The 21,502-nt window shown below is 57.1% G+C and carries 27 protein-coding genes and 1 tRNA gene; 22 read left to right on the top strand and 6 right to left on the bottom strand.

The window, feature by feature from the left end; translation table 11 throughout:
- Window position 1: 1 nt before the first annotated feature.
- Complete coding sequence (locus BCS36_RS13395; protein ID WP_291303358.1) at window positions 2-1,624, top strand: VWA domain-containing protein; 1,623 nt, start codon at window positions 2-4, stop codon at window positions 1,622-1,624.
- Between the two features lie 476 nt (window positions 1,625-2,100).
- On the opposite strand, the gene BCS36_RS13390 is transcribed toward BCS36_RS13395, so the two are convergent.
- The 5 genes from BCS36_RS13390 to BCS36_RS13370 form a co-directional block, all read right to left on the bottom strand.
- On the bottom strand, window positions 2,101-3,606 hold the full coding sequence (locus BCS36_RS13390) for a hypothetical protein (protein ID WP_179979742.1): 1,506 nt from the start codon (window positions 3,604-3,606) through the stop codon (window positions 2,101-2,103).
- Between the two features lie 138 nt (window positions 3,607-3,744).
- A tRNA-Thr gene (locus BCS36_RS13385) sits at window positions 3,745-3,820 on the bottom strand.
- A gap of 100 nt (window positions 3,821-3,920) precedes the next feature.
- Window positions 3,921-4,526 (bottom strand): ribosome biogenesis factor YjgA, encoded by a 606-nt coding sequence (gene yjgA, locus BCS36_RS13380; protein ID WP_291303357.1) that lies wholly within the window; start codon window positions 4,524-4,526, stop codon window positions 3,921-3,923.
- A gap of 9 nt (window positions 4,527-4,535) precedes the next feature.
- Window positions 4,536-5,447, bottom strand: coding sequence for a UbiA-like polyprenyltransferase (locus tag BCS36_RS13375; protein ID WP_291303356.1), 912 nt, complete (start codon window positions 5,445-5,447; stop codon window positions 4,536-4,538).
- A gap of 159 nt (window positions 5,448-5,606) precedes the next feature.
- Window positions 5,607-6,437 carry a MogA/MoaB family molybdenum cofactor biosynthesis protein gene (locus BCS36_RS13370; protein ID WP_291303355.1) on the bottom strand — a complete coding sequence of 277 codons (831 nt, stop codon included), beginning with the start codon at window positions 6,435-6,437 and terminating at the stop codon, window positions 5,607-5,609.
- A 152-nt stretch (window positions 6,438-6,589) separates the two neighbouring features.
- On the opposite strand from BCS36_RS13370, the gene queF reads away from it, so the two are divergent.
- The 4 genes from queF (at window position 6,590) to ftsY (ending at window position 12,104) form a co-directional block, all read left to right on the top strand.
- Entirely contained in the window at window positions 6,590-7,090 is a 501-nt protein-coding gene (gene queF, locus BCS36_RS13365) for a preQ(1) synthase (protein WP_291303354.1), read from the top strand.
- Window positions 7,091-7,491: 401 nt separating this feature from the next.
- Window positions 7,492-9,267 (top strand): lipid II flippase MurJ, encoded by a 1,776-nt coding sequence (locus tag BCS36_RS13360; RefSeq protein ID WP_291303353.1) that lies wholly within the window; start codon window positions 7,492-7,494, stop codon window positions 9,265-9,267.
- A 33-nt stretch (window positions 9,268-9,300) separates the two neighbouring features.
- Complete coding sequence (locus tag BCS36_RS13355; RefSeq protein ID WP_291303352.1) at window positions 9,301-10,371, top strand: hypothetical protein; 1,071 nt, start codon at window positions 9,301-9,303, stop codon at window positions 10,369-10,371.
- Between the two features lie 221 nt (window positions 10,372-10,592).
- On the top strand, window positions 10,593-12,104 hold the full coding sequence (ftsY, locus tag BCS36_RS13350) for a signal recognition particle-docking protein FtsY (protein WP_291303351.1): 1,512 nt from the start codon (window positions 10,593-10,595) through the stop codon (window positions 12,102-12,104).
- A gap of 423 nt (window positions 12,105-12,527) precedes the next feature.
- Here ftsY and BCS36_RS13345 read toward each other — a convergent pair whose 3' ends face one another.
- Entirely contained in the window at window positions 12,528-13,889 is a 1,362-nt protein-coding gene (locus tag BCS36_RS13345) for a response regulator (protein WP_291303350.1), read from the bottom strand.
- Between the two features lie 192 nt (window positions 13,890-14,081).
- Here BCS36_RS13345 and BCS36_RS13340 point away from each other — a divergent pair, with 192 nt between their 5' ends.
- The 17 genes from BCS36_RS13340 (at window position 14,082) to rpsH (ending at window position 21,502) form a co-directional block, all read left to right on the top strand.
- Window positions 14,082-14,294, top strand: a complete 213-nt coding sequence (locus BCS36_RS13340) for a hypothetical protein (protein ID WP_291303349.1) — start codon at window positions 14,082-14,084, stop codon at window positions 14,292-14,294.
- A 316-nt stretch (window positions 14,295-14,610) separates the two neighbouring features.
- Window positions 14,611-14,928, top strand: coding sequence for a 30S ribosomal protein S10 (rpsJ, locus tag BCS36_RS13335; protein WP_022658146.1), 318 nt, complete (start codon window positions 14,611-14,613; stop codon window positions 14,926-14,928).
- Window positions 14,929-14,940: 12 nt separating this feature from the next.
- Window positions 14,941-15,570, top strand: coding sequence for a 50S ribosomal protein L3 (rplC, locus tag BCS36_RS13330; protein ID WP_291303348.1), 630 nt, complete (start codon window positions 14,941-14,943; stop codon window positions 15,568-15,570).
- Window positions 15,571-15,581: 11 nt separating this feature from the next.
- Entirely contained in the window at window positions 15,582-16,214 is a 633-nt protein-coding gene (rplD, locus tag BCS36_RS13325) for a 50S ribosomal protein L4 (RefSeq protein WP_291303347.1), read from the top strand.
- A gap of 2 nt (window positions 16,215-16,216) precedes the next feature.
- Window positions 16,217-16,507, top strand: a complete 291-nt coding sequence (gene rplW, locus BCS36_RS13320) for a 50S ribosomal protein L23 (protein WP_291303346.1) — start codon at window positions 16,217-16,219, stop codon at window positions 16,505-16,507.
- Window positions 16,508-16,509: 2 nt separating this feature from the next.
- Window positions 16,510-17,358, top strand: coding sequence for a 50S ribosomal protein L2 (gene rplB / locus BCS36_RS13315; RefSeq protein WP_291303345.1), 849 nt, complete (start codon window positions 16,510-16,512; stop codon window positions 17,356-17,358).
- Between the two features lie 9 nt (window positions 17,359-17,367).
- On the top strand, window positions 17,368-17,652 hold the full coding sequence (rpsS, locus tag BCS36_RS13310) for a 30S ribosomal protein S19 (RefSeq protein ID WP_179979730.1): 285 nt from the start codon (window positions 17,368-17,370) through the stop codon (window positions 17,650-17,652).
- Window positions 17,653-17,661: 9 nt separating this feature from the next.
- The gene (rplV, locus tag BCS36_RS13305) at window positions 17,662-18,000 is read left to right on the top strand and encodes a 50S ribosomal protein L22 (RefSeq protein ID WP_179979729.1); all 339 of its coding nucleotides are present in this window, start codon (window positions 17,662-17,664) and stop codon (window positions 17,998-18,000) included.
- A 3-nt stretch (window positions 18,001-18,003) separates the two neighbouring features.
- On the top strand, window positions 18,004-18,645 hold the full coding sequence (gene rpsC, locus BCS36_RS13300) for a 30S ribosomal protein S3 (RefSeq protein WP_291303344.1): 642 nt from the start codon (window positions 18,004-18,006) through the stop codon (window positions 18,643-18,645).
- Window positions 18,645-19,058, top strand: coding sequence for a 50S ribosomal protein L16 (rplP, locus tag BCS36_RS13295; protein ID WP_012624301.1), 414 nt, complete (start codon window positions 18,645-18,647; stop codon window positions 19,056-19,058). Before rpsC ends, rplP begins: the two co-directional genes overlap by 1 nt.
- The gene (gene rpmC / locus BCS36_RS13290) at window positions 19,059-19,289 is read left to right on the top strand and encodes a 50S ribosomal protein L29 (protein WP_179979727.1); all 231 of its coding nucleotides are present in this window, start codon (window positions 19,059-19,061) and stop codon (window positions 19,287-19,289) included.
- A gap of 1 nt (window position 19,290) precedes the next feature.
- Window positions 19,291-19,554, top strand: a complete 264-nt coding sequence (gene rpsQ, locus BCS36_RS13285; protein ID WP_012624303.1) for a 30S ribosomal protein S17 — start codon at window positions 19,291-19,293, stop codon at window positions 19,552-19,554.
- A 9-nt stretch (window positions 19,555-19,563) separates the two neighbouring features.
- Entirely contained in the window at window positions 19,564-19,932 is a 369-nt protein-coding gene (gene rplN, locus BCS36_RS13280; protein ID WP_291303343.1) for a 50S ribosomal protein L14, read from the top strand.
- A gap of 9 nt (window positions 19,933-19,941) precedes the next feature.
- Complete coding sequence (gene rplX / locus BCS36_RS13275) at window positions 19,942-20,274, top strand: 50S ribosomal protein L24 (RefSeq protein WP_012624305.1); 333 nt, start codon at window positions 19,942-19,944, stop codon at window positions 20,272-20,274.
- 9 nt (window positions 20,275-20,283) lie between these two features.
- A complete protein-coding gene (gene rplE / locus BCS36_RS13270; RefSeq protein ID WP_291303342.1) occupies window positions 20,284-20,823 on the top strand; it encodes a 50S ribosomal protein L5 in 540 nt (179 codons plus the stop codon).
- A 10-nt stretch (window positions 20,824-20,833) separates the two neighbouring features.
- Window positions 20,834-21,019: a type Z 30S ribosomal protein S14 gene (locus BCS36_RS13265; protein WP_012624307.1), complete on the top strand. Its 186-nt coding sequence runs from the start codon at window positions 20,834-20,836 to the stop codon at window positions 21,017-21,019.
- Window positions 21,020-21,121: 102 nt separating this feature from the next.
- Window positions 21,122-21,502: a 30S ribosomal protein S8 gene (rpsH, locus tag BCS36_RS13260; RefSeq protein WP_291303341.1), complete on the top strand. Its 381-nt coding sequence runs from the start codon at window positions 21,122-21,124 to the stop codon at window positions 21,500-21,502.

The following is a 21,502-nucleotide window of genomic DNA, read 5'->3' as shown; positions in this document are numbered from 1 at the left end:
CATGATTCGAACAAAAGATGTACTCAACTGCCTGCCCCTTGTGGCATCCATCCTGGGTGACCGCTACGGGGTGCAGGTACGTATTGGCGGCAAGGAGGCCTGCACCAACGGTAAGGTTATCCACTTGCCTTCATTGCCCATGGATTGTGAGCCGGAATTGCTGGCGCTCGCCAAGGGGTTCACAGACCATGAGGCTGCCCATATACGGCACACAGATTTTGGCGTGCTGAAAGCTGCAAACCTTGATCCAATGACCTTCAATTTGTTCAACTGTCTTGAAGATTGGCGTGTTGAAAAAATGCTGTCAGGCATTTTCCCTGGCTGTAGGAGAAACCTGAACTGGCTGATACGACGATTCTTTGTAGAGCAAGCACAGCCAAGGGCCGGGGATGATTCCCCGGCCCTTGCTGTTTTGGACTATGTGCTGTTGACCGTGCGAGCCTGGGATGTGGATGAGGTGACCCCGGCACGGCAACACGCGGCAAGCATCGTGGAGCAGCACTTCCCCAGCTTGATAGAGGTTCTGGATGCCATCTTGGTCAAGGTTTACATCCATTGCCCGGATACTGCGGCAGCAGTCGAGTATGCTCGACAAATTGCCATATGTATCAGGCAGTGGGAACCACCTCAGTCAACTGCAACCAGCGAAGGCACGAATAAAAATGGTCAGGGAGCCACACCAAGGGCGATAGGGGAAGCCAACGATTCTGCCACACAAATCAACCAGCAATCTGAACCGGTCCAACTGTCTAGTGCTTTACCGCTTAAGGCCTTGTTTCATGCAGAGGCGCAGGATCTCCCCAAGCAACTCGGCGAAATCATGTCGATTGAGCTTGCCAATAGCAGCGCAGAATCCGCTGGTGACGCACTGACCGTGGCCGTGGAAGGCTCCCGACATGCAGCCCCCTTGCCAGCAGAGCAGAAGCTGCAAGCCCTTCAGGCCAGCGTTGCCCTGCGCACTCGCCTTCAGGGATTTCTACAGGCGCAAACCCAGAGGCGTTGCAGCATCGGGCGTAGAGGAACACTGCATGCCAATTTGCTACACCGTCTGCAGGTTGGTAATGATCGGGTTTTCCAAAAAGAATCTGAGCAGCAAGGGCTAAACACCGCTGTCCATGTCCTGCTGGACGTAAGCGGCAGCATGGCTGGCGCACCGATTAATCTTGCCAATCGGGCCTGCTATGCAGTGGTAACTGCCCTGAGTCGTATCCGTGGCGTGAATCCAGCAGTTACGGCTTTCCCCGCTACTGCGGTCACAAACTCTGTATTCCCCATCATGCGGCATGGGCAATCGGTGCCAGATTTGTTCGACATTCGGGCTTCTGACGGCACACCCTTGGCTGGGGCCTTGTGGTGGGTTTTGCAAAGCATGCTGCCCCTCAAGGAGCACCGCAAGATGATTCTGGTTATCACTGACGGCATGCCGGACAACCCATTGGCTGCAAACAATGCCATAGGGGTGGCCCAACAACTTGGCTTTGAAGTCTATGGCCTTGGCATTCGGGATGAACACATCACGCATCTGCTGCCGCACACCAGCAGGGTGGTCAACGATCTGCCCGACCTGGTGCCTGCCATGTTTACCCTGCTGCAGGTCGCCTTGCTCAAAGGCGGTGCTGTATGATGGTTCCCCTTGATTTCAGCCCTTGGTACCGAACGGGAATATTTCGGTTCTTCTTACTTAACAAAAAGCGGCGCATCCAGCGCTGCTAAATGAAGGGAGGGTAAATGAATTACCTGAACTGGATACCTGTTGTTATCGCTGTACTTCAGGCCATAAAAGATAACTGGGATGATTAATTCGTACTGCGGCTGAATAGGTAGGGGGTAGGAGAATTCCTACCCCCTGTAATCATGTTATTGGAAAAGAGAACAATAGAACAGAGACTATTTCCGATTGATGATTGTTAGTTGTTGCGCAATGTGCATTTCAAAATGTGCAATATCTGTAAATTTTAAGACGATATAAAGAGCTATTGATTGTTACAGTGTTAGCGTTCAAGGCACTATTTATTCAATATTGCATTCAGTAGAATTGAAATCACACATCAAGATTATTGTTACATGGATTTTATAAATAATATTTTTTCATAAAGGATGTTATTCATCTTTGGATTTGTCATGGGAAAATTTTTCAACTTTATAATCATGAATTTCTTTTTTCTTCATAATGACTTTTATTCTATATTTAAAGCGTTCCCAAAATTTAGCAGCTGTATCACTGTCCTTTTTAAGAATTGTTTTTGAATACTCTTTATAGAAATGTGTCATGCTGAGGTTGTCGCGCACCCTGTGAAGTTCTGCTTCAATTATAGCACGGTCATCAGCGTTTTTGTTTATATCGTCAGAGGAAAGAAGTTTTTGCAAAATATTAATTTTATCATTAACGATAGATGTATTATTTGTTTTAATATTAGTTTTAGATTTAAATATAAACGGACATAAAGGATTTGTATAATAATTTTCAATATGATCGATGTTAAAACTATCTAAAAATAAATCAAATGATTTTTTTTGTAACAATAAAAATCTGTTAAAGTATTGCAGTGTGTCACGGTACTTCGCGACAACAAAATCATCATAGCATTCGAACACTGTCCTTCGTTTCTCTATAGAAAAAAGTTTCGTTTCAACTATGCCATGCGATGCCAAAAAAAGCAAAAAAATTCCACCAGCCATTCCAATTAATGTAGAAAAATTTTTAGGTAACGTTTTGTTGAGCTTAAGTATGCTGGGATCATGAGTGTCCAAAAGAGGACTGAACGATATACAAAAATCCATTGATAGGGGAAGTTCAATGATTTTATTTTTACAATTTTTACAGTAAAATAATGTTTTTTTTCCAGATAACATGGTGAGTTGTGCATACCTATCTGGACCATGCTCGGCAATTCGAACGGGAGGGGTAACGCAATCTCCCCCACTGACAACCGACATGCGTTCTCCCAGAGTGACGGGATTGTCTTTGCCAGTCAGGGAAAAAAGAATTCCATGATCATTTTTTTTATTTATACTCAAATATTTGAAAAAATTTTTAAATATATCTTCAAAGTCTTCATGCTCATCATCTCTTTTATAACAAATTGATATCGCTTCAAGGGGGGTATTAGCAATATTGTTCATTCTTTTATGAAAATTTTGATAGCAAACATTCATATCCCATAATGGAGATACCACGCCCTCACTATTAATTATTCCACAATCAACTTTTCCCTGAAAAAACAATTTGCAAATGAATAATTTGAAAAAAACTGCAAGAGCTGGGCTGTATTTAAGTTTTTTTGAAAAAATGGAAGACTCTTCAGCCTCATCAAGTTTTTTTGCAATTTTTTCTATTGCTTCGTCAAAAGTGTAGCACAAGTTTTTTCCTAGGGAGCTTGCGCGGCCAATTTGTTCTTTCAATTTCTCCCGTTTTTGCCCGTCGCTGGGCGAGGAATGGTCGCTGGATAGGACAATCCTGGCGCTAAAAGGTTCGCCCCTTTTTGTGTTTGATATTCCTTTTGGAGAGTTTCGCAGTTTAATTTGATTTGAAGCCGAAGGCTTAAAACGATGAAGATGTTTCCTTGTAATTTTTTTGAGCTTTGATTTTTTGCGGAGACTTTTCATGGCCGCCTCATTTTTGAGGTAATAGTACATATTCGTGTGTCACGACTCCAAACCGAAAAAAAGCGGGGCTATTGCGGGGCTAGAATCGTAACGATGAAAAAAGGCTTACGGATACTACCCGTAAGCCTCTGTAATTTCTGGAGCCCTTGAGCAGGATTGAACTGCTGACCTCATCCTTACCAAGGATGCACTCTACCGACTGAGCTACAAGGGCGTTGTAACGAAGAATGCTTTTAGCGTATGACCTCTCAAGCGTCAAGTATTTTTACTGGAATGATGCAAAATTATCCCTGTTCTGGACGCACGGCGGCGGCCTACGCTGTCAGCAGGCCGTGCAGCGCCCGAAAGAGCGCCCTGCGGGCGTGGGGCGCGGCCTTGTCGTCGGTTTCCTTGCGGGCCTGCAGCACAAGTTTGCGCAATTCCTCCGTGCCGAGAGGCTGTTTGCCCTTGCCGCGCGTGGGTTGCTCTCCATCCTGATCCGGGTCGGGCTCAGACGCAGCGGGGCGGGGCAGGCTTTGCAGCAGGTCGTCCAGTTCGGCTTCCGGGGCGGCAAGCAGGCGCTCACGCCACTGTTCGGCCCTGTGCAGGGCCGCTGTGGCGGCCGCCGAGGTTTCCTTGCGCTGGTCAAGAGCGGCCCGGATGGGTTCCGTCTCGGTTTCGCGCATGAGGCGGCCGATATACTGCATCTGGCGGCGGCGTCCTTCATGGTCGCGAAGGCGGACATACAAGGCCAGGGCCTCGGCAAGGTCGGCTGGCAGGTTCAGAGCCTGCACTTCCTGCGGGGCGAGACCGGCCAGTTCTTCGCCCAGGGCTTGCAGGGCGAGGCTTTCACGCTTTTTCGCAGAGCGGCTGGGCTGTGAAAAATCCGAATCGCCGTTTTCGTCCTTGGCGTGCCATTGGTACTGTTTTTTACGTGGCATGAAATTGTCCTACAGGTAAATGCCCAATATCACGCCGATCAGCACCACGGGCGAAATGATGCCGTTAAGCGTGAAAAAGGCCGTGTTCACATGCCGCAGGTCTTGCGGCTTCATAAGCCTGTGCTCCACAAAGAGCATGGTGGTGATGCCAAGCCAGACGACATACCAGGGCCAGTGCAGACCGGCGGCAAAACCGGCGAGCAGCAGGAAGATCGACGTCATGGCGTGGGAAAAGGCCGCCAGCGCCAGCGCCGTATCTGCGCCGCAGGTGGCGGGGATGGAATGCAGGTCAAAGGCCATGTCAAAATCCATGTCCTGAAATGCATAGTAGATGTCAAAGGCGGCCACCCAGAAGGTGACGGCCAGAAACAGCAGCAGGGGCGGCAGGGTCAGACTGTGCGGGCTTACCGAAAGCCAGCCCGCCAGCGGGGCCAGGCCCAGAGTCGCGCCCAGCCAGAAATGGCACATGGGCGAAAAGCGTTTGAGGATGCTGTAGATGGCGGAAAAAATGAGCGCCGGAACCGACAGCCACAGGCAGACCTGATTGATGCAGCCGCAGGCCGCCACAAAAATGATGGCCATGAATGCGCAAAAGGCCCACGTCTGTTTGGTGGTGATGGCTCCGGTGACCAGAGGGCGGTTTTGCGTGCGCGGGTTGTCGCGGTCAAAGGGCAGGTCGACCAGACGGTTGAAGGCCATCGCGAAGGACCGTGCCGCCACCATGGCGATGGTCAGGAAAAAGAGGCTCCACAGCGGCGGCAGCCCACGGGCAGCCAGCACCGCCCCGGCCCAGGCGTAGGGCAGGGCAAAGACGGAATGCTCGATCTTGATCATGCGGCAGATGTCGGTGAACTTGCCGAAGGGCGCTGACAGGGCGTCCACAGACAGGGACACTCCGCCGAGGGGATTTTTGAAGCGCATGGTTTCTCCTTGAGGCGATTTCGTATGCAGGACGCGCATTCCTGATGTCCGTTCCCGCCCGCCTACTGGCATATGCCTGTGCGCGGCGCGGCCGCAGGATAAAGCTGTTCCTGGGTTGAGCAGCAACCCGGAAAAAATGGATAGTTGTATTGGCGCTGCCTAGCCGCCGCAATCGCCCATATCGCCCTGAAGCTTGCTCAGGGCGTGGGGCAGGGCGGGCAGCACGGCCGCCAGATTTTCAACAACCGCCTTGCGGCTGCCCGGCAGGTTGATGATGATGCTTTGCCCAAGTATTCCCGCTGCGGCGCGCGATATGATGGCGTGCGGCGTTTTGGCCATGCTTGCGGCGAGCATGGCCTGGCTGAAGCCGGGCAGGCTGGCGTCAAGCAGGGCTTCCGTGACCTGGGGCGTGATGTCGCGTTGGGACAGCCCCGTGCCGCCAGTGGTACAGATAATGTCATACCCCTGGCTCAGGGCCAGTTCCGTGAGCAGGGCGCGCAACTGGGGCGCCTCATCAGGCAGCACGAAACCCTGGCTGTGGCACAGGGGCATGGCTGCGGCTACGGCCTCGGCAATGGCGGGACCGCTCAAATCCTGGCGCATGCCGCGCGAGCCCTTGTCCGAAAGGGTCACCCAGGCCAGGCTGTGCCCATCCTTGCGGGGGGTCAGTTCCAGCGGCCCTTCAGGCAGATCGGTAAGCGCCGTCAGCAGCAGGCAGTGCGCGGCATGGCGCGTTACGTCAATGACGCATGCCTGGGTAGCGCCGCCCTGGCTGACCGGCACGGCCAGCCAGGCCCGCCCGGTCACCTTGAGCAGGGCTGTGCCGCAAGCGCCGCAAAGGGTGGTTCCTACCGCGAGCGTGGGCAGGGCCCACTGCTCCGGGGCCATGAGGCCATGACCCGCCATGGGGCCGTCAAGGGGCGCGCCCGCAGGCAGAAGCGGCAGGCATTGCCCGCGCTGGCAGGCGTGTAGGTGCATCAGAATATTCATGCATACTCCGGAAAATCCGTAAGGCTGGTATCGGATTCAAGTGTATAATAGAATATTGTAGCCGCAAGCGCGATGGGTTACAAGTCCCATACGCGCCCGCATCTTCTCGATTTGGGATGGCGCCGGGCATCTTTTTCAAGGAGTTCATAGTTATGACCACTCGTAGCCAGGATCAGACCCAGGACCTGAAGGTTCTTGGCACAGGCCGTCTTGCCACCCCGGAAGGGGGCCCGAGCGTGGCCCAGCTGGAGGCCTTTCCCAATTGTTTTCCGCAGCGCCCCTATGTCATCAGCATCAGCTTTCCCGAATTCACCTCGCTCTGTCCGGTGACGGGCCAGCCCGACTGCGGCACCATCACTGTTGAATACATCCCCGACGAGCTTTGCGTTGAGTCCAAAAGCTTCAAGCTTTATATGTTCGCCTTTCGCAACCATCAGTCTTTTATGGAAACCATCACCAACAATGTGCTGGATGACCTGCGCACACTGCTGAACCCCTGCTGGTGCCGGGTCAAGGGTCTGTTCGCGCCACGCGGGGGAACGCGCATCCATGTGTTTGCCGAATCCTTCAAGGACATGCCCGAAGAACAGAACGCCCTAGTGCGCGAGGTCGTGCGTTCCTGGAAATCCGAGCCGGACCCGCATCGACCCTAGAGCAGGTTAACTTTGAAATACTTCACATTTCAATTTGTCATTCTGCCGAAAATTGTATTTTTCGGCAGAATCCACGCATGTCGTGGCGCGTTGCACTCGCGTGCAGCCTTAGAGTATTTTAACTTGTTTCAAGGTTAAAATGCCCTAGATGTGCAGTCTCAAGGTGTTCGCCATGCCCGTTTCGGCGCGTTACACGCGGATATGGTGCGCGTACGCCGTCGCGGCGGGCAATCGCGGCAAGCAGCTACGGGGGCTGTCAGGTCGGGCGACGGTCTGACGGCCCACGTCCGATCACGTCCTTGGCGGACGTCTTTGGGCGGATGTGGCAGCGGGACGTGTCGGGCGAGCGGCGGCTACGGCGGCCATTTGAAATGACGTTTCCAAAACCCGGTTTGCAGGCTATGTCCATGCGCAGTCAGCAACAAAACACGCCCGGCTCCGGCTTGGCCCGCACAGCGGCCCTACTTGGCGGTTTTGCGCTTTTTTCACGCCTGCTGGGGCTTGCGCGCGACATGAGCATGGCGTGGCTCCTGGGCGGAGGCGCTGCCGCAGACGCCCTGGTGGCGGCCATGCGTCTGCCCCACGTATTGCGGCGGCTGCTCGGCGAAGGCTCCCTGTCGATGACGCTGACGGCCAGTCTGGTGCGTCTGCGTCAGGGCGGTGAATTCCGCTATGGCGTACGCTCGGAGGCTTGTGACGGCGGGGCGGAAAAATCCGGCAACGCGGCTCTGCGGCTTCTGGCCCGCGCCATGTCGCTGCGCCTTGGTCTGGCGCTTCTACTGCTGACCCTGCTGGGTCTGGCGGCTGCGCCCTGGCTGGCCAGACTGCTGGCTCCCGGTTTCAGCGGCCCGGAACTGGAACGTACTGTGGTGTTGCTGCGCATCTGCCTGCCCTATGTGCTGGCGGCGGGCATGGCTGCGCTGGGCATGGCCCTTTTGCACAGCATGGGCGTATTCTGGCTGCCAGCCCTGTCTCCGGCTTTATTTAATCTGGTCATGCTGCTCGCCGCTGTGGCGGCGGCATTGGGGCTTTGCCCGCCAGCCGAGGCGCTGGCGGTGGGCATGCTTTGCGGCGGGTTGGCCCAGTGGCTGGCGCAATGGCTGGCGGTGCGCCGCCTTTTGCCAGATATTGACCCGCGCGCGCACGACGCGTCTGCCGGAGAGAGCGGGGCGGGCGGGCGCGCAGCCGCAAATGCGGCGGATGCCCGTGCTGATCGTGAGATTTCGGCTGGCGCATGGCGCTGCCTGGCCCTGCTGCCGGGCGGGGTTCTTGGGGCTGCCGCGCCGCAGCTTGCCATGCTGGCCGCCATGACGCTGGCCTCGGGTCTGGGGCAGGGGCAGGTGGCCGCCCTGTACTATGCCGAAAGGCTGCTTGAACTGCCTTTGGGGCTTGTGGGCGTCTGTCTTGGCATGGCCAGCCTGCCGACCCTGAGCCGACTGGCGGCGGAAAAGGACTTTACCCAATTTTCGGCGCAGCTTTCCACGGCTCTGCGTCTGACTGTCATGCTCAGTCTGCCGGCGGCTGCCGGTTTGTGGGCAGTGGGGCCGCAACTTGTCACGGGTCTTCTGGGGCACGGCGCTTTTGACAGCCAGGCCGCCAGGGAAACAGGCCTTGCCCTGCTGGCCTATGTGCCCGGCCTGCCCGCCTTTGCCTGCAACCGCTCGCTGCTGGCGGCCTGCAACGCTCTGGGGCTTGTGCGCCGCACGGCCATGAGCGCCTTGTGGGCTGTGGGCGGCACACTGGCCGCCGGACTTGCTCTGGCCCGCGTTCTCGGGCCGCAGCACAGCGGAATGGCTCCGGCGCTGGCCGTGAGCCTTGGCCTCTGGCTGCAGTGCGGCCTGCTGCTGCTCCTTTTGCAAAGGGCTTTGCCGGACAAGAGTGGCGGCGATCCGTTGCGGTCGCCAGCGCGCAATCTTTTTTTTGCACCATCCTGGTTGCCCGGCTGGAAGGATATATGGCGGCACGTGCTGGCCGGTGGCCTTACCGGCCTTGCGGCCGAGGCGCTGGCGCATTTTGCGGAACCCCTTGGGCTGTGGCCGTCGCTCTGCCTGGCCATTGCGGGCGGCGTACTGGCCTGGATTCTGTGTCTGAGGATTTTGCGCGATCCTGATATGGCTCTTCTGGCAGGGCGCTTGCGCAAGAAGACGCGCGTCCATATAGTTGATGGCAACGCCTGAGAGGGCGCGCAATCCGCCTTTTGTGGAAAAATTATGTCACAGCGTGCAAAAATTGCGTCTGGTCGCCTGCTGCTGGCCATCTGGTGCGCCGGTCTGCTGGCTCTGTTGCTGCCTGCCTTGTGGACGGTACGTGAAGAGCGTGAAGCCGCCCGGGAGCGCCTTGCCATCGAGGCGCGCAACACTGCCGTACAGCTTTCGGCGCTGCTGGCCGTACCCGCATGGGATGTGGACGAACTGGCGGCACGCACCATTGTCATGGCCGCTATGGAAAATGAGAGCATCTACGCCATTAAGGTGCAAACGCCGCAGGGCATGCTGGAAGGGCAGCGCCGCAATTATCAGTGGGAGCCTGTGCCTTGGGACGACGAAATAGACGAAGGGGCCGTGTCGGGCGTGAGTCCGCTGCGTGTGGAAGGTCGGCCCGTAGGTACTGTGGAAGTCTATGTTTCGCCGCGTGTAAGCCAGGAGGGCGCTGCTCTCGCGGCCCGGCGCGAAACATGGCGCTTTGTGCTGAGTTTTTTGTGTTGGACGGCGGCCCTGGCCTTTATGTGGCGGACGCGTTTGCAGCGCGACGCAACTGGCGGGGGCGGAGGGCAGAGTGTTCCACGGCGGGAGCCGGAGGACTCCCTTGCTCTGGCTGCAACCGGGGCAGAGGCTTTGTCTGAAGAGGCCGCACCGTGCGGACAGATTCAGACTGAGCAGGGCAGCCCCTGTGATGGCGGCGGAGTGGCCGCGCGTGATGATGAGCCCATCGGGCCCCTGAGCGCGCCCCTGGCGGCTGGCGAAGTTGCGAGCCCTGCGCTGGGGTTGGCCTTTATGCGTCGGCATGACCACGCCTGGCAGGTGACCGCCGGACTGTTCCGGCACAGCTTCGCCCAGGGGCCGGAACTTATGGGCCGCCTGTACGCGGCGGGCGACGACGCTGCGCTGTGCCGCCTTGGGGATCTGCTGGAACGAGCCGCTCCCTGCCTTGGAGCCGAACGTCTGGCCGCAGCGGCCAGGGATATGCAGACGGCCCTGCACTGTCCCGACAGGGAACGCGCAAGGCTGGCGGTTGAGGAATGCGTTCAGGCCCTGGATGCCGTGCTGGACGCCCTGCGCTGAGGACGGAAACCGCCGGGCAGCCGCCCAATTCATATGTGCAGTTCATTGACGCTGTTCATGCGCGCCATCTATGCGCGCGGTTCATACGTCCGGTTCATGCGTGCTGTGAAGCGCTGCACTGATCCGCGTAATATTTGGGAATACGTATTTTACGGGGCAACACGCTTCAGATGCAGCCGTTGCGCACAAGCCTGCGCGGTCACGAGCCATAAGGAGAAGGAATGGGATTTTTTTCAGCCATCAAAAAAATGTTCGGCTCTGAACCCGCCGAAGAACAGAAGTCACAGATTCAGGAACAGGGAGACGCTTCTGCCCTGAAAGACGTTCAGGCTCCGGGCCAGCCGGAAACGCCAGCGCAGCAAGCGGCGGACGCTGAAGGCCCCCAGGCTGCGGCCCATGCGGAAAATGAAGCCGCAGACGCCATTCCCGCCGCCAATCCTGCCGCTGCCGGGTCTGCTGCCCAAGCAACGGCGCACGCTGTCTCCACAGTATCCGCTCCTGCCGCTGTTGCCGCAAGCCCTGCGGAAGAAGCGCTGACGCTGCGCCTGCGCGAGGCGGAACCGCGCCTCTCTGTCTGGCTTGGCATCGTTCTGGAAGGAGTTGATGAAACAGGCGATCTTTTGTGGCAGCGCCTTTCTTTTCTGCTTGGCGCGCTGGAAGCGCCGCCTCAGGAAACGCAGGCTTTTGTTGACGACTTTCGCGCCTGGACGCAGCGTATGGAGTATCGGCAGGTTGAGGAATTCCGCTCGGAATTGCAGTACCGCCTGGCTCTGGCCCTTGATCTGGAAGATGAGGAAGACGAGCGCAGCCGCCTGTTCATCAAGATAACCGAAGGGCTGGCCCGCACGCGCGATCAGCTCGCGCGCGGTCTGGATTCACTGTTTTCGAGCCATGGCGAGCTTGACGACGCCTTCTGGGAAGAGCTTGAAGAGCTGTTTATCATGGCCGACCTCGGCTATGAACCGTCGCTGGAACTGGTGGAGCGCCTCAAGGAACGGGCGCGCAAGGAAAAAATCACGCAGGCGTCGGGCATGCGCGCCCTGCTCATGGCCGAAGTCGAAGAGATATTTCGTGCGCCGCGCCGCATTGCCGCCGTCAATCCGCCCGAAGTTGTGCTCATGATCGGCGTCAATGGCGTGGGTAAAACCACGACCATCGCCAAACTGGCGCACCGCGCGCGCATGCAGGGCAAAAAGGTCATGATCGCCGCTGCCGACACCTTCCGCGCTGCCGCCATCGAGCAGTTGCAGGTCTGGGCAGGTCGCGTAGGGGCGCTTTTTCATGCCAAGGCCCCGGGATCGGATCCGGCCTCCGTGGCGTACGAGGCCATGGACAGGGCCGTGAAGGAAGGCGTGGACGTCCTTTTTGTGGATACGGCTGGCCGTCTGCAAACCAAGGTCAATCTTATGGAAGAGCTGACCAAGATCCGCCAGGTGCTGGGCAAAAAGCATCCGGGCGCGCCCCACCGCAGCATCTTGGTCATTGACGCGACCACGGGCCAGAATGCCCTGTCGCAGACCAAACTGTTCAAGGAAGCAGCGGGCGTGGACGAACTCATCATTACCAAACTGGACGGCACGGCCAAGGGCGGCGTCGCCATTGCCGTGGCCATGCAGCACCACCTGCCCATAACCTTTGTGGGACTGGGCGAAAAGCTCGAAGACCTGCGGCCCTTCAATGGCGAGGATTACGCGCGCGCTCTGCTGGGCCAGAAAGACGGCGGAGCGGCCTGATCGTGCATCGTACTTTTGAAATGATTAGTGGGAGGGATGAAATGCTTTGTGGGGAAGGGACCCTTTTGCAAAAGGGTTTCCTCCCCCACGCCCCCACCCCCTAAAACTCTTATTGTATCTTAGTTATTACTGAGAGTTTTTTGATCTGAAGCGGAGATGTTAAAGCGCGTACCCTTGTAAAAAGGGTACGCGCTTTAACATTGGGGGAGAGCGCAGCACGCCGCAGCGCGGGGTAGATTCGTGGAACATGTAAACACTATCAAGGTTACTCAGGTCTGGGCAGTGTAATCACGAGATGAATTTTCAGCTACATCAAGGGGAACGAGCCTTTTATGCAGAGAGTGCGCTCTGATGGCACTCGACCGGAATAAAAGGTGAAGTTCGACATAGAAATATCTGGAAAGGCGCTCGTGACTACACTCTTTAGAACATGCTCCGTTCCAGGCCCAGCCGGGCCGATGCATGGCCGGGTTCCTGATGAAGAGCCGTCTGAAAAAACTGCGCGGCCCGCTGCTTTTCGCGTGACTGCAAAAAGACGGCCCCAAAATTGAACGCAATGGCGGCACTGGCCTTGTATATGTCGGTGTCCAGCTCAAGGGCCTTGAGCAGGTTGGCCTTGGCCTGGATAAAATCCTGCCCCTCGGCAAAAGCCATGCCCATGTTGTAATAAAGGTTGGCGTCGTCCGGGGCTATTTTGAGGGCGCGCTTGTATTCAATGATGGAGTCACGCCAGCGCCCCTGCTTGCGCAGGCTGATGCCAAGCTGGTTGAAAACCACGATATCGCTTTTGGAAAGATACTTGCCCTTGACCTCAAGGCTGTTGCGCAGAAATTTTTCGGCCTTCTGCGGGTCGCGGTCGGCGTAGACCTCGGCAATACGGCTGGAAAGGGCGCTGAGCCCCTCCACGGCTTCGCGGTTCATCTGCGTGAGGGCCTTGTCAAAAAAATTCTCGGCTTGTTCCACATTCCCCAGCGCCAGATGCACCTCGCCCAGACTGACCTTGCGGTTGACGTTGAGGGGCGAAATCTGGTCGAGCTTATTCAGATAGTGAAGCTGGTTTTCCTTGTTGTCCAGCTCCTCATACATTTCAGCGAGCCGTTGCAGGGGCGCGAGGTAAAGGTCGGCGGCTGCAGCCGCCGCTTCATAGGCGGCGTGCGCCTGGTCGAACTGGCTGAGGCCACGGTGGGCGTCGCCCATGACAAGATAGGCCGCCGCGCTGCCCGGCTTGATTTCAAGAATTTTCCGGCTGGCGGCAAGGGCCTGCTCAAACTGCTCACGAGCCAAAAGTCCTTTGGCAAAGTCAATGGCCTGACCAAGCTTGCTCTGCGGCTTGATGGTGAAGGCCATTTTTTCAATAAGCGTATTTATGGAAACGGGCTTGGCGATGAAGTTGTCCGCCCCCACCTCGTGCAAAAGCATCAGGCGGTCACGCTGCACGTCGTTGGTAAGGATGATTATCTTGAGTCCGCTGTAGGCCTGCTTGATCTGGCCGACCAGAAAACTCAGGTCCTGGCCGTTTATCATGCGCTCAAGAAAGAGTATGGGGGCAGGATGGCTGGGCAGCAAGGCCTGCAGTTCCTGCAATACCATGCGGGGATCAGTAAGGGCGGTGAAAAGGCCGGGGGAGGTGAGCCCAAGGTCTTTGGCAAGGGTGAGGCGCAATTGCGTGCTGAACGCCTGATCGTTGCTGAGAACCATGACGTGTCCGCCATCATTCTTCATATAGTTGATGACGGTGTCCTGATACACAGTGTGATTGGCGTTCGGGGCGGTGTTATATGCCACGCATTCTCCTTGAAAAAAGCCGGGGTGTGGCGTGCTGCGCGCTGCGGGACGAAAAAAAATGGAAAAAAACAATTTTCGGTTTACGCGTATACCTAGTGAGTTACTTGGGTGTCAAGTGACGTTCTGATGACGCAAAACAAAAAATAGTGTAAAAAGCCTTGACGCGGCGGCTTGTGTTGGCTAAAACATCCCTTGCCCATTGGGACAGGTGTCTTCAATGGGTATTCCCTGGACGGCAGGGAAGGGCAGATTGAGTCTGCCCTGCTGTACCTGGAAGGGTTCAAAGCGAACCCGACAGGTTTTGACATGTGCAGGCGTTACCAGATGCCGGACAATGTCGAGCCGTTCCAGCCCATCGACGGATCCCACCGCTGCCCCGGAGGCGCGCGTGACCCGGGGCTGTAAGGTAGGGGGGAGGATTCCCCTCATTTGGTGACCCTGCGGGACCGCCTTGCCACCTTTTCTTGGTGGCCTGGCCTGGGCGACGCCGGGGAGCATCATGCGGATGATGCAGGCGCGTTCAGGCGTCCAAAATCTTCCGAATATCCTGATATCAGGCATGATGCGCGCATTAGCGCAGCCCCTTACGTTGCTCCGTTCCGTCCCATTCCAGGGTGAGGTCGGCCTTCGGGCCATGCTTCATGGCCCGCGAATGCTGTGAAGAAGCCCGCGTAGCCGGTGGTCGGCACGTGGGATGTTTATGCAAACGGAGTAGGCAACAATGACGACAGTTAGCAGCGATCGCATTCGGATCAAGCTCAAAGCCTACGATTACCGCATTCTGGATAAAGCCGTTGCGGAAATCGTGGATACGGCGCGCAATACGGGTGCCGGTGTGGCGGGGCCCATTCCTCTGCCCACCAACATTCATAAGTATACCGTGCAGCGTTCCGTGCATGTGGACAAGAAGTCCCGTGAGCAGTTTGAGATGCGTATTCACAAGCGGCTTATGGATATTCTGGAACCCACCCAGCAGACCGTCGACGCGCTGGGCAAGCTTTCCTTGCCCGCCGGTGTGGACGTGGAAATCAAGCTCTAGCGAGAGGCAGTCATGGCTGAGAAAATGGGAATTTTGGGTCGCAAACTCGGTATGACCCGCATATTTGACGGCAACGGCGCCGCTGTGCCCGTTACGGTGATTGAGGCAGGACCTTGCCCGGTCACCCAGGTCAAGACCGCGTCCAGCGACGGCTACAACGCCGTGCAGATCGCGCTGACCGCCGCTAAGGAAAAGCACGTGGGCAAGGCCATGCAGGGCCACTTTGCCAAGGCTGGCAAAGGACTCTTCCGCCACCTGCGTGAGATCCGCCTTTCTGCTGCTCCCGAGCAGGAGCTGGGCCAGGAACTTACCGTTGAAATGTTCGCCGCCGGCGACACCGTCAAGGTGACCGGCAAGAGCGTTGGTAAGGGGTATCAGGGCCGTATGCGCCGCTGGAACTTTGCTGGCTCCAAGGATACGCACGGCTGCGAAAAGGTGCACCGCAACAACGGCTCCATCGGTAACAACACCTTCCCCGGCCGCGTGTTCAAGGGCCGGAAGATGGCTGGCCACTGGGGCAATGAAACCGTTACGGAAATGGGCCTGACCATTGTTGACGTCCGTCCTGAGGACAACGTCATTCTGGTCAAAGGTTCCGTGCCCGGCCCCAAGAACGGGCTGGTACTGATCCGCAAGCAGTAGAGGAAGCAGCAATGGCTACCGTGAAAATATTTGATCAGAACAAGCAGGAAAGCGGTGAAGTTACGCTGGCTTCCGATGTGTTCGAAATCGAGGTGAGGCCCGAAATCCTCAATCTCGTGGCGCGCGCCCAAATGGCGGCCAAACGCGCTGGAACGCACAATGCCAAGACCCGCGCCTTTGTTTCCGGCGGCGGCGTCAAGCCCTGGAAGCAGAAGGGCACCGGCCGCGCACGCGCCGGTTCCAACCGTTCGCCCATCTGGCGCGGCGGCGCGATCATTTTTGGACCCAGCCCCCGCGACTACAGCTTCAAGGTTAACAGCAAGGTTCGCGCCCTGGCTCTCAAGATGGCTCTGTCCAGCCGCCTGGCCGCAGAAACCCTTATGGTGGTTAAGGGCATTGAACTGCCCGAAGCCAAAACCAAACATTTTGCCAAGGTGGCCAACACCCTGGGCCTCAACAAGGCCCTCATCGTGGCGCCCGAGGAAAACGTTGAACTGACCCGCTCGGTTCGCAACATCCCCGGCCTCACCCTGACCACGGTGGACCGCCTGAGCGTGCTTGAAATCCTGAAGCACAAGCAGCTTGTGTTGCTTGAAGGCGCTGTGGAATCCGTTCAGGCGCGTTTCGCGAAGAAGGGAGCGTAGTTATGGAAATCACTTCTGTTCTGCTCAAGCCCCTGCTGACCGAAAAGACGACCATGATCAAGGACGAAGCGCAGCAGGTGGCCTTTATGGTCCACACTCAGGCCAACAAGCTTGAAATCAAGCAGGCCGTGGAAAAGGCTTTTGATGTTAAAGTGGAAGCGGTCAACGTGGTTCGCCGCGCGCCCCTGAACAGGGAGCGCCAGGGCCGTGTGGTTGGTCGCAAGGCTGGCTGGAAAAAAGCGTATGTGACGCTGCGCCAGGGCGATAAAATCGAGTTCTTCGAGGGAGTATAAGCATGGCTGTCCGCAAGCTGAAACCGACTTCCGCTGGGCGTCGTTTCCAGACGGTTTCCGATTTTGAGGAAATCACCCGGACGCGCCCTGAGAAGTCCCTTACTGTCGGTCTGACCAAGAAGGCCGGCCGCAATAACTTGGGCCGTGTCACCAGCCGCCGTCGTGGCGGTGGCGTGAAGCGTCTGTACCGCATCATTGACTTCAAGCGCGATAAAACCGGCATTGAAGCCCGTGTTGCTCACATTGAATATGATCCCAACCGCTCCGCCCGCATCGCCCTTCTGCACTACACGGATGGCGAAAAGCGGTACATTCTGGCTCCTGTGGGCCTGAAGCAGGGCGACGTGGTCATGTCCGGCGTCAACGAGCGCAACGGCGTCGTGGCCGACATCATGCCCGGTAATGCTCTGCCCATGCAGCGCATCCCCGTGGGTACGGTCATCCACAACGTCGAGCTGTACCCCGGCAAGGGCGGACAGCTTTGCCGCGCCGCGGGCACCTACGCTCAGCTCGTCGCCAAGGAAGGCAAGCACGCTCTGCTGCGCCTGCCCTCCGGCGAAGTCCGCAAGGTGCTCGTGACCTGCGTGGCCACTGTGGGCCAGGTGGGCAACGTGCATCATGAAAGCATCTCGCTGGGCAAGGCTGGCCGTAACCGCTGGCTCGGTCGCCGTCCCAAGGTCCGTGGCGTGGCCATGAACCCCATCGACCATCCTTTGGGCGGTGGCGAAGGCAGAAGCTCTGGTGGTCGTCATCCTGTGTCGCCCTGGGGCATGCCCGCCAAGGGTTACAAGACCCGCGACAAGAAGAAGGCCTCTTCAAGGCTTATTGTTAAACGCCGCGGCCAGAAGTAGGAGTAGCTCATGCCGAGATCATTGAAAAAAGGGCCGTTTGTTGACGGTCATTTGATGAAGAAGGTCGACACCGCCGTGGCCAACAGCGATAGGCGCGTGGTCAAGACCTGGTCGCGCCGCTCGACCATCCTGCCGGAAATGGTGGGACTGACCTTTGCGGTGCATAATGGCAAAAAGTTCGTGCCGGTGTTCGTCACCGAAAACATGGTTGGTCACAAGCTGGGCGAATTCTCGCCCACCCGTACCTACCATGGGCATGCCGCCGACAAAAAGGCTAAGGCCGGCAGGAAGTAGGGTAGCGATATGGAATCTAAAGCTATTGCGAAATTCCAGCGCGTTTCGCCGCGCAAGACCCGTCTTGTCGCCAAAAACGTGCAGGGCCTTGGAGTGGAGGAGGCAATGAACCTTCTGCGCTTTACGCCCAATAAGCCCGCTGGGGTTATTTACGGTGTGCTGAAAAGCGCGCTGGCTAATGCCTCTCAGCTGGGCGGCGTTGATGTGGACGCCATGGTGGTGAAGGAAGTCGTGGTCAACGAAGGCCCCACCTGGAAGCGCTTCATGCCCCGTGCCCAGGGCCGGGCGACCAAGATTCATAAGCGCACGAGCCACGTCACCGTTATACTCGCAGAAGGGCAGGAATAGGCTATGGGTCAGAAAGTACATCCGTTCGGGTTCCGGCTTGGGTATAACAAGAACTGGCAGTCCCGTTGGTTCAGCAAGAAAGAATACCCCGCCTTTGTCTATGAAGACAGCAAGATCCGCGCGTTCGTGAAGAAGCTTCTGTATCATGCAGGCGTTTCCAAGATCGAAATCGAACGTGCAGGCGGCAAGGTACGGCTTATCCTGTCCACTGCCCGCCCCGGTATTGTCATCGGTCGCAAGGGTGTGGAAATCGAAAAGCTGCGCAACGATCTTCGTCAGAAGTTCGGCCGTGAGTTTTCGCTTGAAGTAAATGAAATCCGTCGTCCTGAAGTGGACGCCCAGCTTGTGGCCGAAAACGTGGCACAGCAGCTGGAGCGCCGTGTGGCTTTCCGCCGCGCCATGAAGCGTACCGTGTCAATGGCACGCAAGTTCGGCGGCGAAGGCATCAAGGTGACGTGTTCCGGTCGTCTGGCCGGCGCTGAAATCGCCCGTACCGAATGGTACCGCGATGGCCGGGTGCCCCTGCAGACACTGCGCGCCGACATTGACTACGGTTTTGCTGAAGCGCGCACCACCTACGGCATCATTGGCGTCAAGGTGTGGATATACAAGGGTGAAATCCTTGACAAAGAGGTTGATCAGTAATGCTTGCGCCTAAAAAAGTAAAATTCCGCAAATGGCAGAAGGGCCGCCTCCGCGGCCTGGCCACCCGCGGCGCTACAGTTGCCTTTGGCGACATTGGTTTGAAGGCCGTGCAGCACGGACAGCTTACCAGCCAGCAGATTGAAGCTGCGCGTATCGCCATGATGCGCCACATCAAGCGCGGTGGTAAGGTTTGGATCCGCGTGTTCCCCGACCGCCCTGTGACCGCCAAGCCCCTTGAAACCCGTCAGGGTTCCGGTAAGGGCGCCCCGGTGGGCTGGTGCGCTCCGGTGAAACCCGGCCGCGTGCTGTATGAAATCAAGGGCGTCAGCCTTGACCTTGCCCGCGAAGCGCTCACCCGCGCCGCGCACAAGCTGCCCGTGAAGACCGTCATCGTGGTGAGGGAGGGCATCTAAATGGCTGCCAAGAAAAAAATTGAAAAGAGCGTCCGGCCCGCTGCCGCCGACCTTCGCGCCATGAGCGTTGAAGAACTGCGCGGCAAGCTGGTCGAGCAGCGCCAGGAACTGATGTCCGCCCGCTTCAAGCACGCCGCTGCGCAGCTTGAAAAGACTTCCGAGCTGAAGGCCATGCGCAAGCATGTGGCGCGCATCGAGACTGTACTGAACGAAAAGGAACAGAGGGCCTAAAATGCAAGCTCTGGAAGATCGTAAGGGCAGAACGCTGACCGGCATTGTGGTGAGCGACAAGAACGACAAGACCATTGTCGTGCGCGTTGAGACCCTGGTCAAGCACCCTCTGCTCAAGAAGTATGTGAGGCGCCGCAAAAAGTTCACGGCTCATGATCCCATGAACGAATGCGGTATGGGCGATAAGGTCAAGATTGTGGAGTTCCGTCCGCTTTCGCGCAACAAGCGCTGGCATCTGGTCTCCATCATTGAAAAAGCCGTGTAGGGTAGGACCATGATCCAGGTAGAATCCACGCTTCAGGTCGCCGATAATTCCGGCGCCAAAAAGGTTGCCTGCATCAAGGTGCTGGGCGGTTCACACCGCCGCTACGCCTCGGTCGGCGACATTGTAGTGGTTTCCATTAAGGAAGCCATACCGCATAGCAAAGTGAAGAAGGGCGACGTGATGAAGGCTGTTATCGTGCGTACCGCCAAAGAAGTGCGTCGCATGGACGGCAGCTATATCAAGTTCGACGGCAATGCCGCTGTGCTGCTTTCCAATCAGGGCGAGCCGCTCGGCACCCGCATCTTCGGCCCTGTGGCCCGTGAGCTGCGCGCCATGAACTTTATGAAAATTATTTCGCTGGCCCCGGAAGTGCTGTAGGAGACCGTCATGAAAATGTATCGTATCCGCAAGGACGACAAGGTGATGGTAATCGCCGGCAAAGACGCGGGCAAAATCGGCAAGGTGCTCAAGATCCTGCGCAAGAAGGATCGCGTGCTGGTGGAAAAGACCAACATGGTCAAGCGCCATATGCGCCCCAACCCCTATGCCCAGCAGCCCGGCGGCATCGTGGAGAAGGAAATGCCCATCCACGTGTCCAACGTCATGGTTGTCTGCTCCGCTTGTGGCAAAGCCACCCGCGTGGGTTACAAGACCATCGAGTCTGAGGGCAAGGAAAAGAAAGTGCGCTTCTGCAAAAAGTGCAACGAAGTCATGGAATAAGGTGATACGATGACACGCCTTGAAAAGATATATAGAGAGAAGGTGGTTCCGGTAATGCAGAAGGAGTTTAGCTACTCCTCTTCCATGCAACTTCCCGGGATTGAAAAGATCTCTCTGAACATCGGCCTTGGCGCCGCCAGCCAGAACAATAAGCTGATGGAAGAGGCTGTGGCTGAACTTTCAGCCATTGCCGGCCAGAAGGCCGTGGTGACTCGCGCCAAAAAATCCATCGCTGCGTTCAAGCTGCGCGAAGGCATGCCCATCGGCGCCCGCGTTACCCTGCGCAAGGAACGCATGTGGGACTTTCTTGATAAGCTCATGAACTTCGCACTGCCCCGTGTGCGCGACTTTCGCGGCATTCCTGACCGTGGGTTCGATGGACGCGGCAACTTCACCCTGGGCATCAAGGAACACACCATCTTCCCCGAACTCGAGGCGGATCGTGTGGAAAATCCCAAGGGCATGAACATCACCATTGTCACCACGGCGTCCACGGACAAGGAAGGCAAGTTCCTTCTTGACCAGCTGGGCATGCCGTTCCGCAAGTAGGAGTTAAGCTATGTCCCGTACTTCTTTGGAAGTAAAGGCTAAGCGCAAGCCCAAGTTCAGCGCTCGCGCTTACAATCGCTGCCCGCTTTGCGGCCGGCCCCGGGCTTTTCTGCGTCAGTTCGGCATCTGCCGTATCTGCTTCCGCAACATGGCCCTTCGTGGCGAGCTGCCCGGCGTACGCAAGTCGAGCTGGTAAATTTCCGGGCGCGCAAGCGCCCGGATGGCGCGTTTTTACGCGCCTGCGGGAAGTGGCGGCATTGGGCCGTCAACCCCGCGCGCAAACTCTCAGGAGCATTCGATGTTGACAGATCCCATTGCGGATATGCTGACCCGTATCCGCAACGCACATTTGGCCCTGCACAAGGAAGTGAATGTGCCGCGCTCGAAGATGAAGGAAGCGTTAGCCGCCATCCTCAAGCAGGAAGGTTACGTCGAAGACGTGGCCGTGGCCGACAGTAACATCACCATCACTTTGAAGTACCAGAAGGGCAAGGCCGTCATCAGCGGCCTCAAGCGCATCAGCACGCCCGGTCGCCGGGTGTATGTGGGCGCTCACAAGATCCCCCGTGTACAAAACGGCCTCGGTATCTGCATTTTGTCCACGTCCAGCGGTGTGCTGGACGGTATGACTGCCCATGACAAGAAGGTGGGCGGCGAACTTCTGTGTGAAATCTGGTAG

Origin of the sequence: Desulfovibrio sp. MES5, from assembly GCF_002237645.1 — a bacterium.
Lineage (GTDB): Bacteria > Desulfobacterota > Desulfovibrionia > Desulfovibrionales > Desulfovibrionaceae > Desulfovibrio.
Note: the sequence above shows the minus strand (reverse complement) of the source record. Positions and strands in the feature narration are given on the sequence as shown.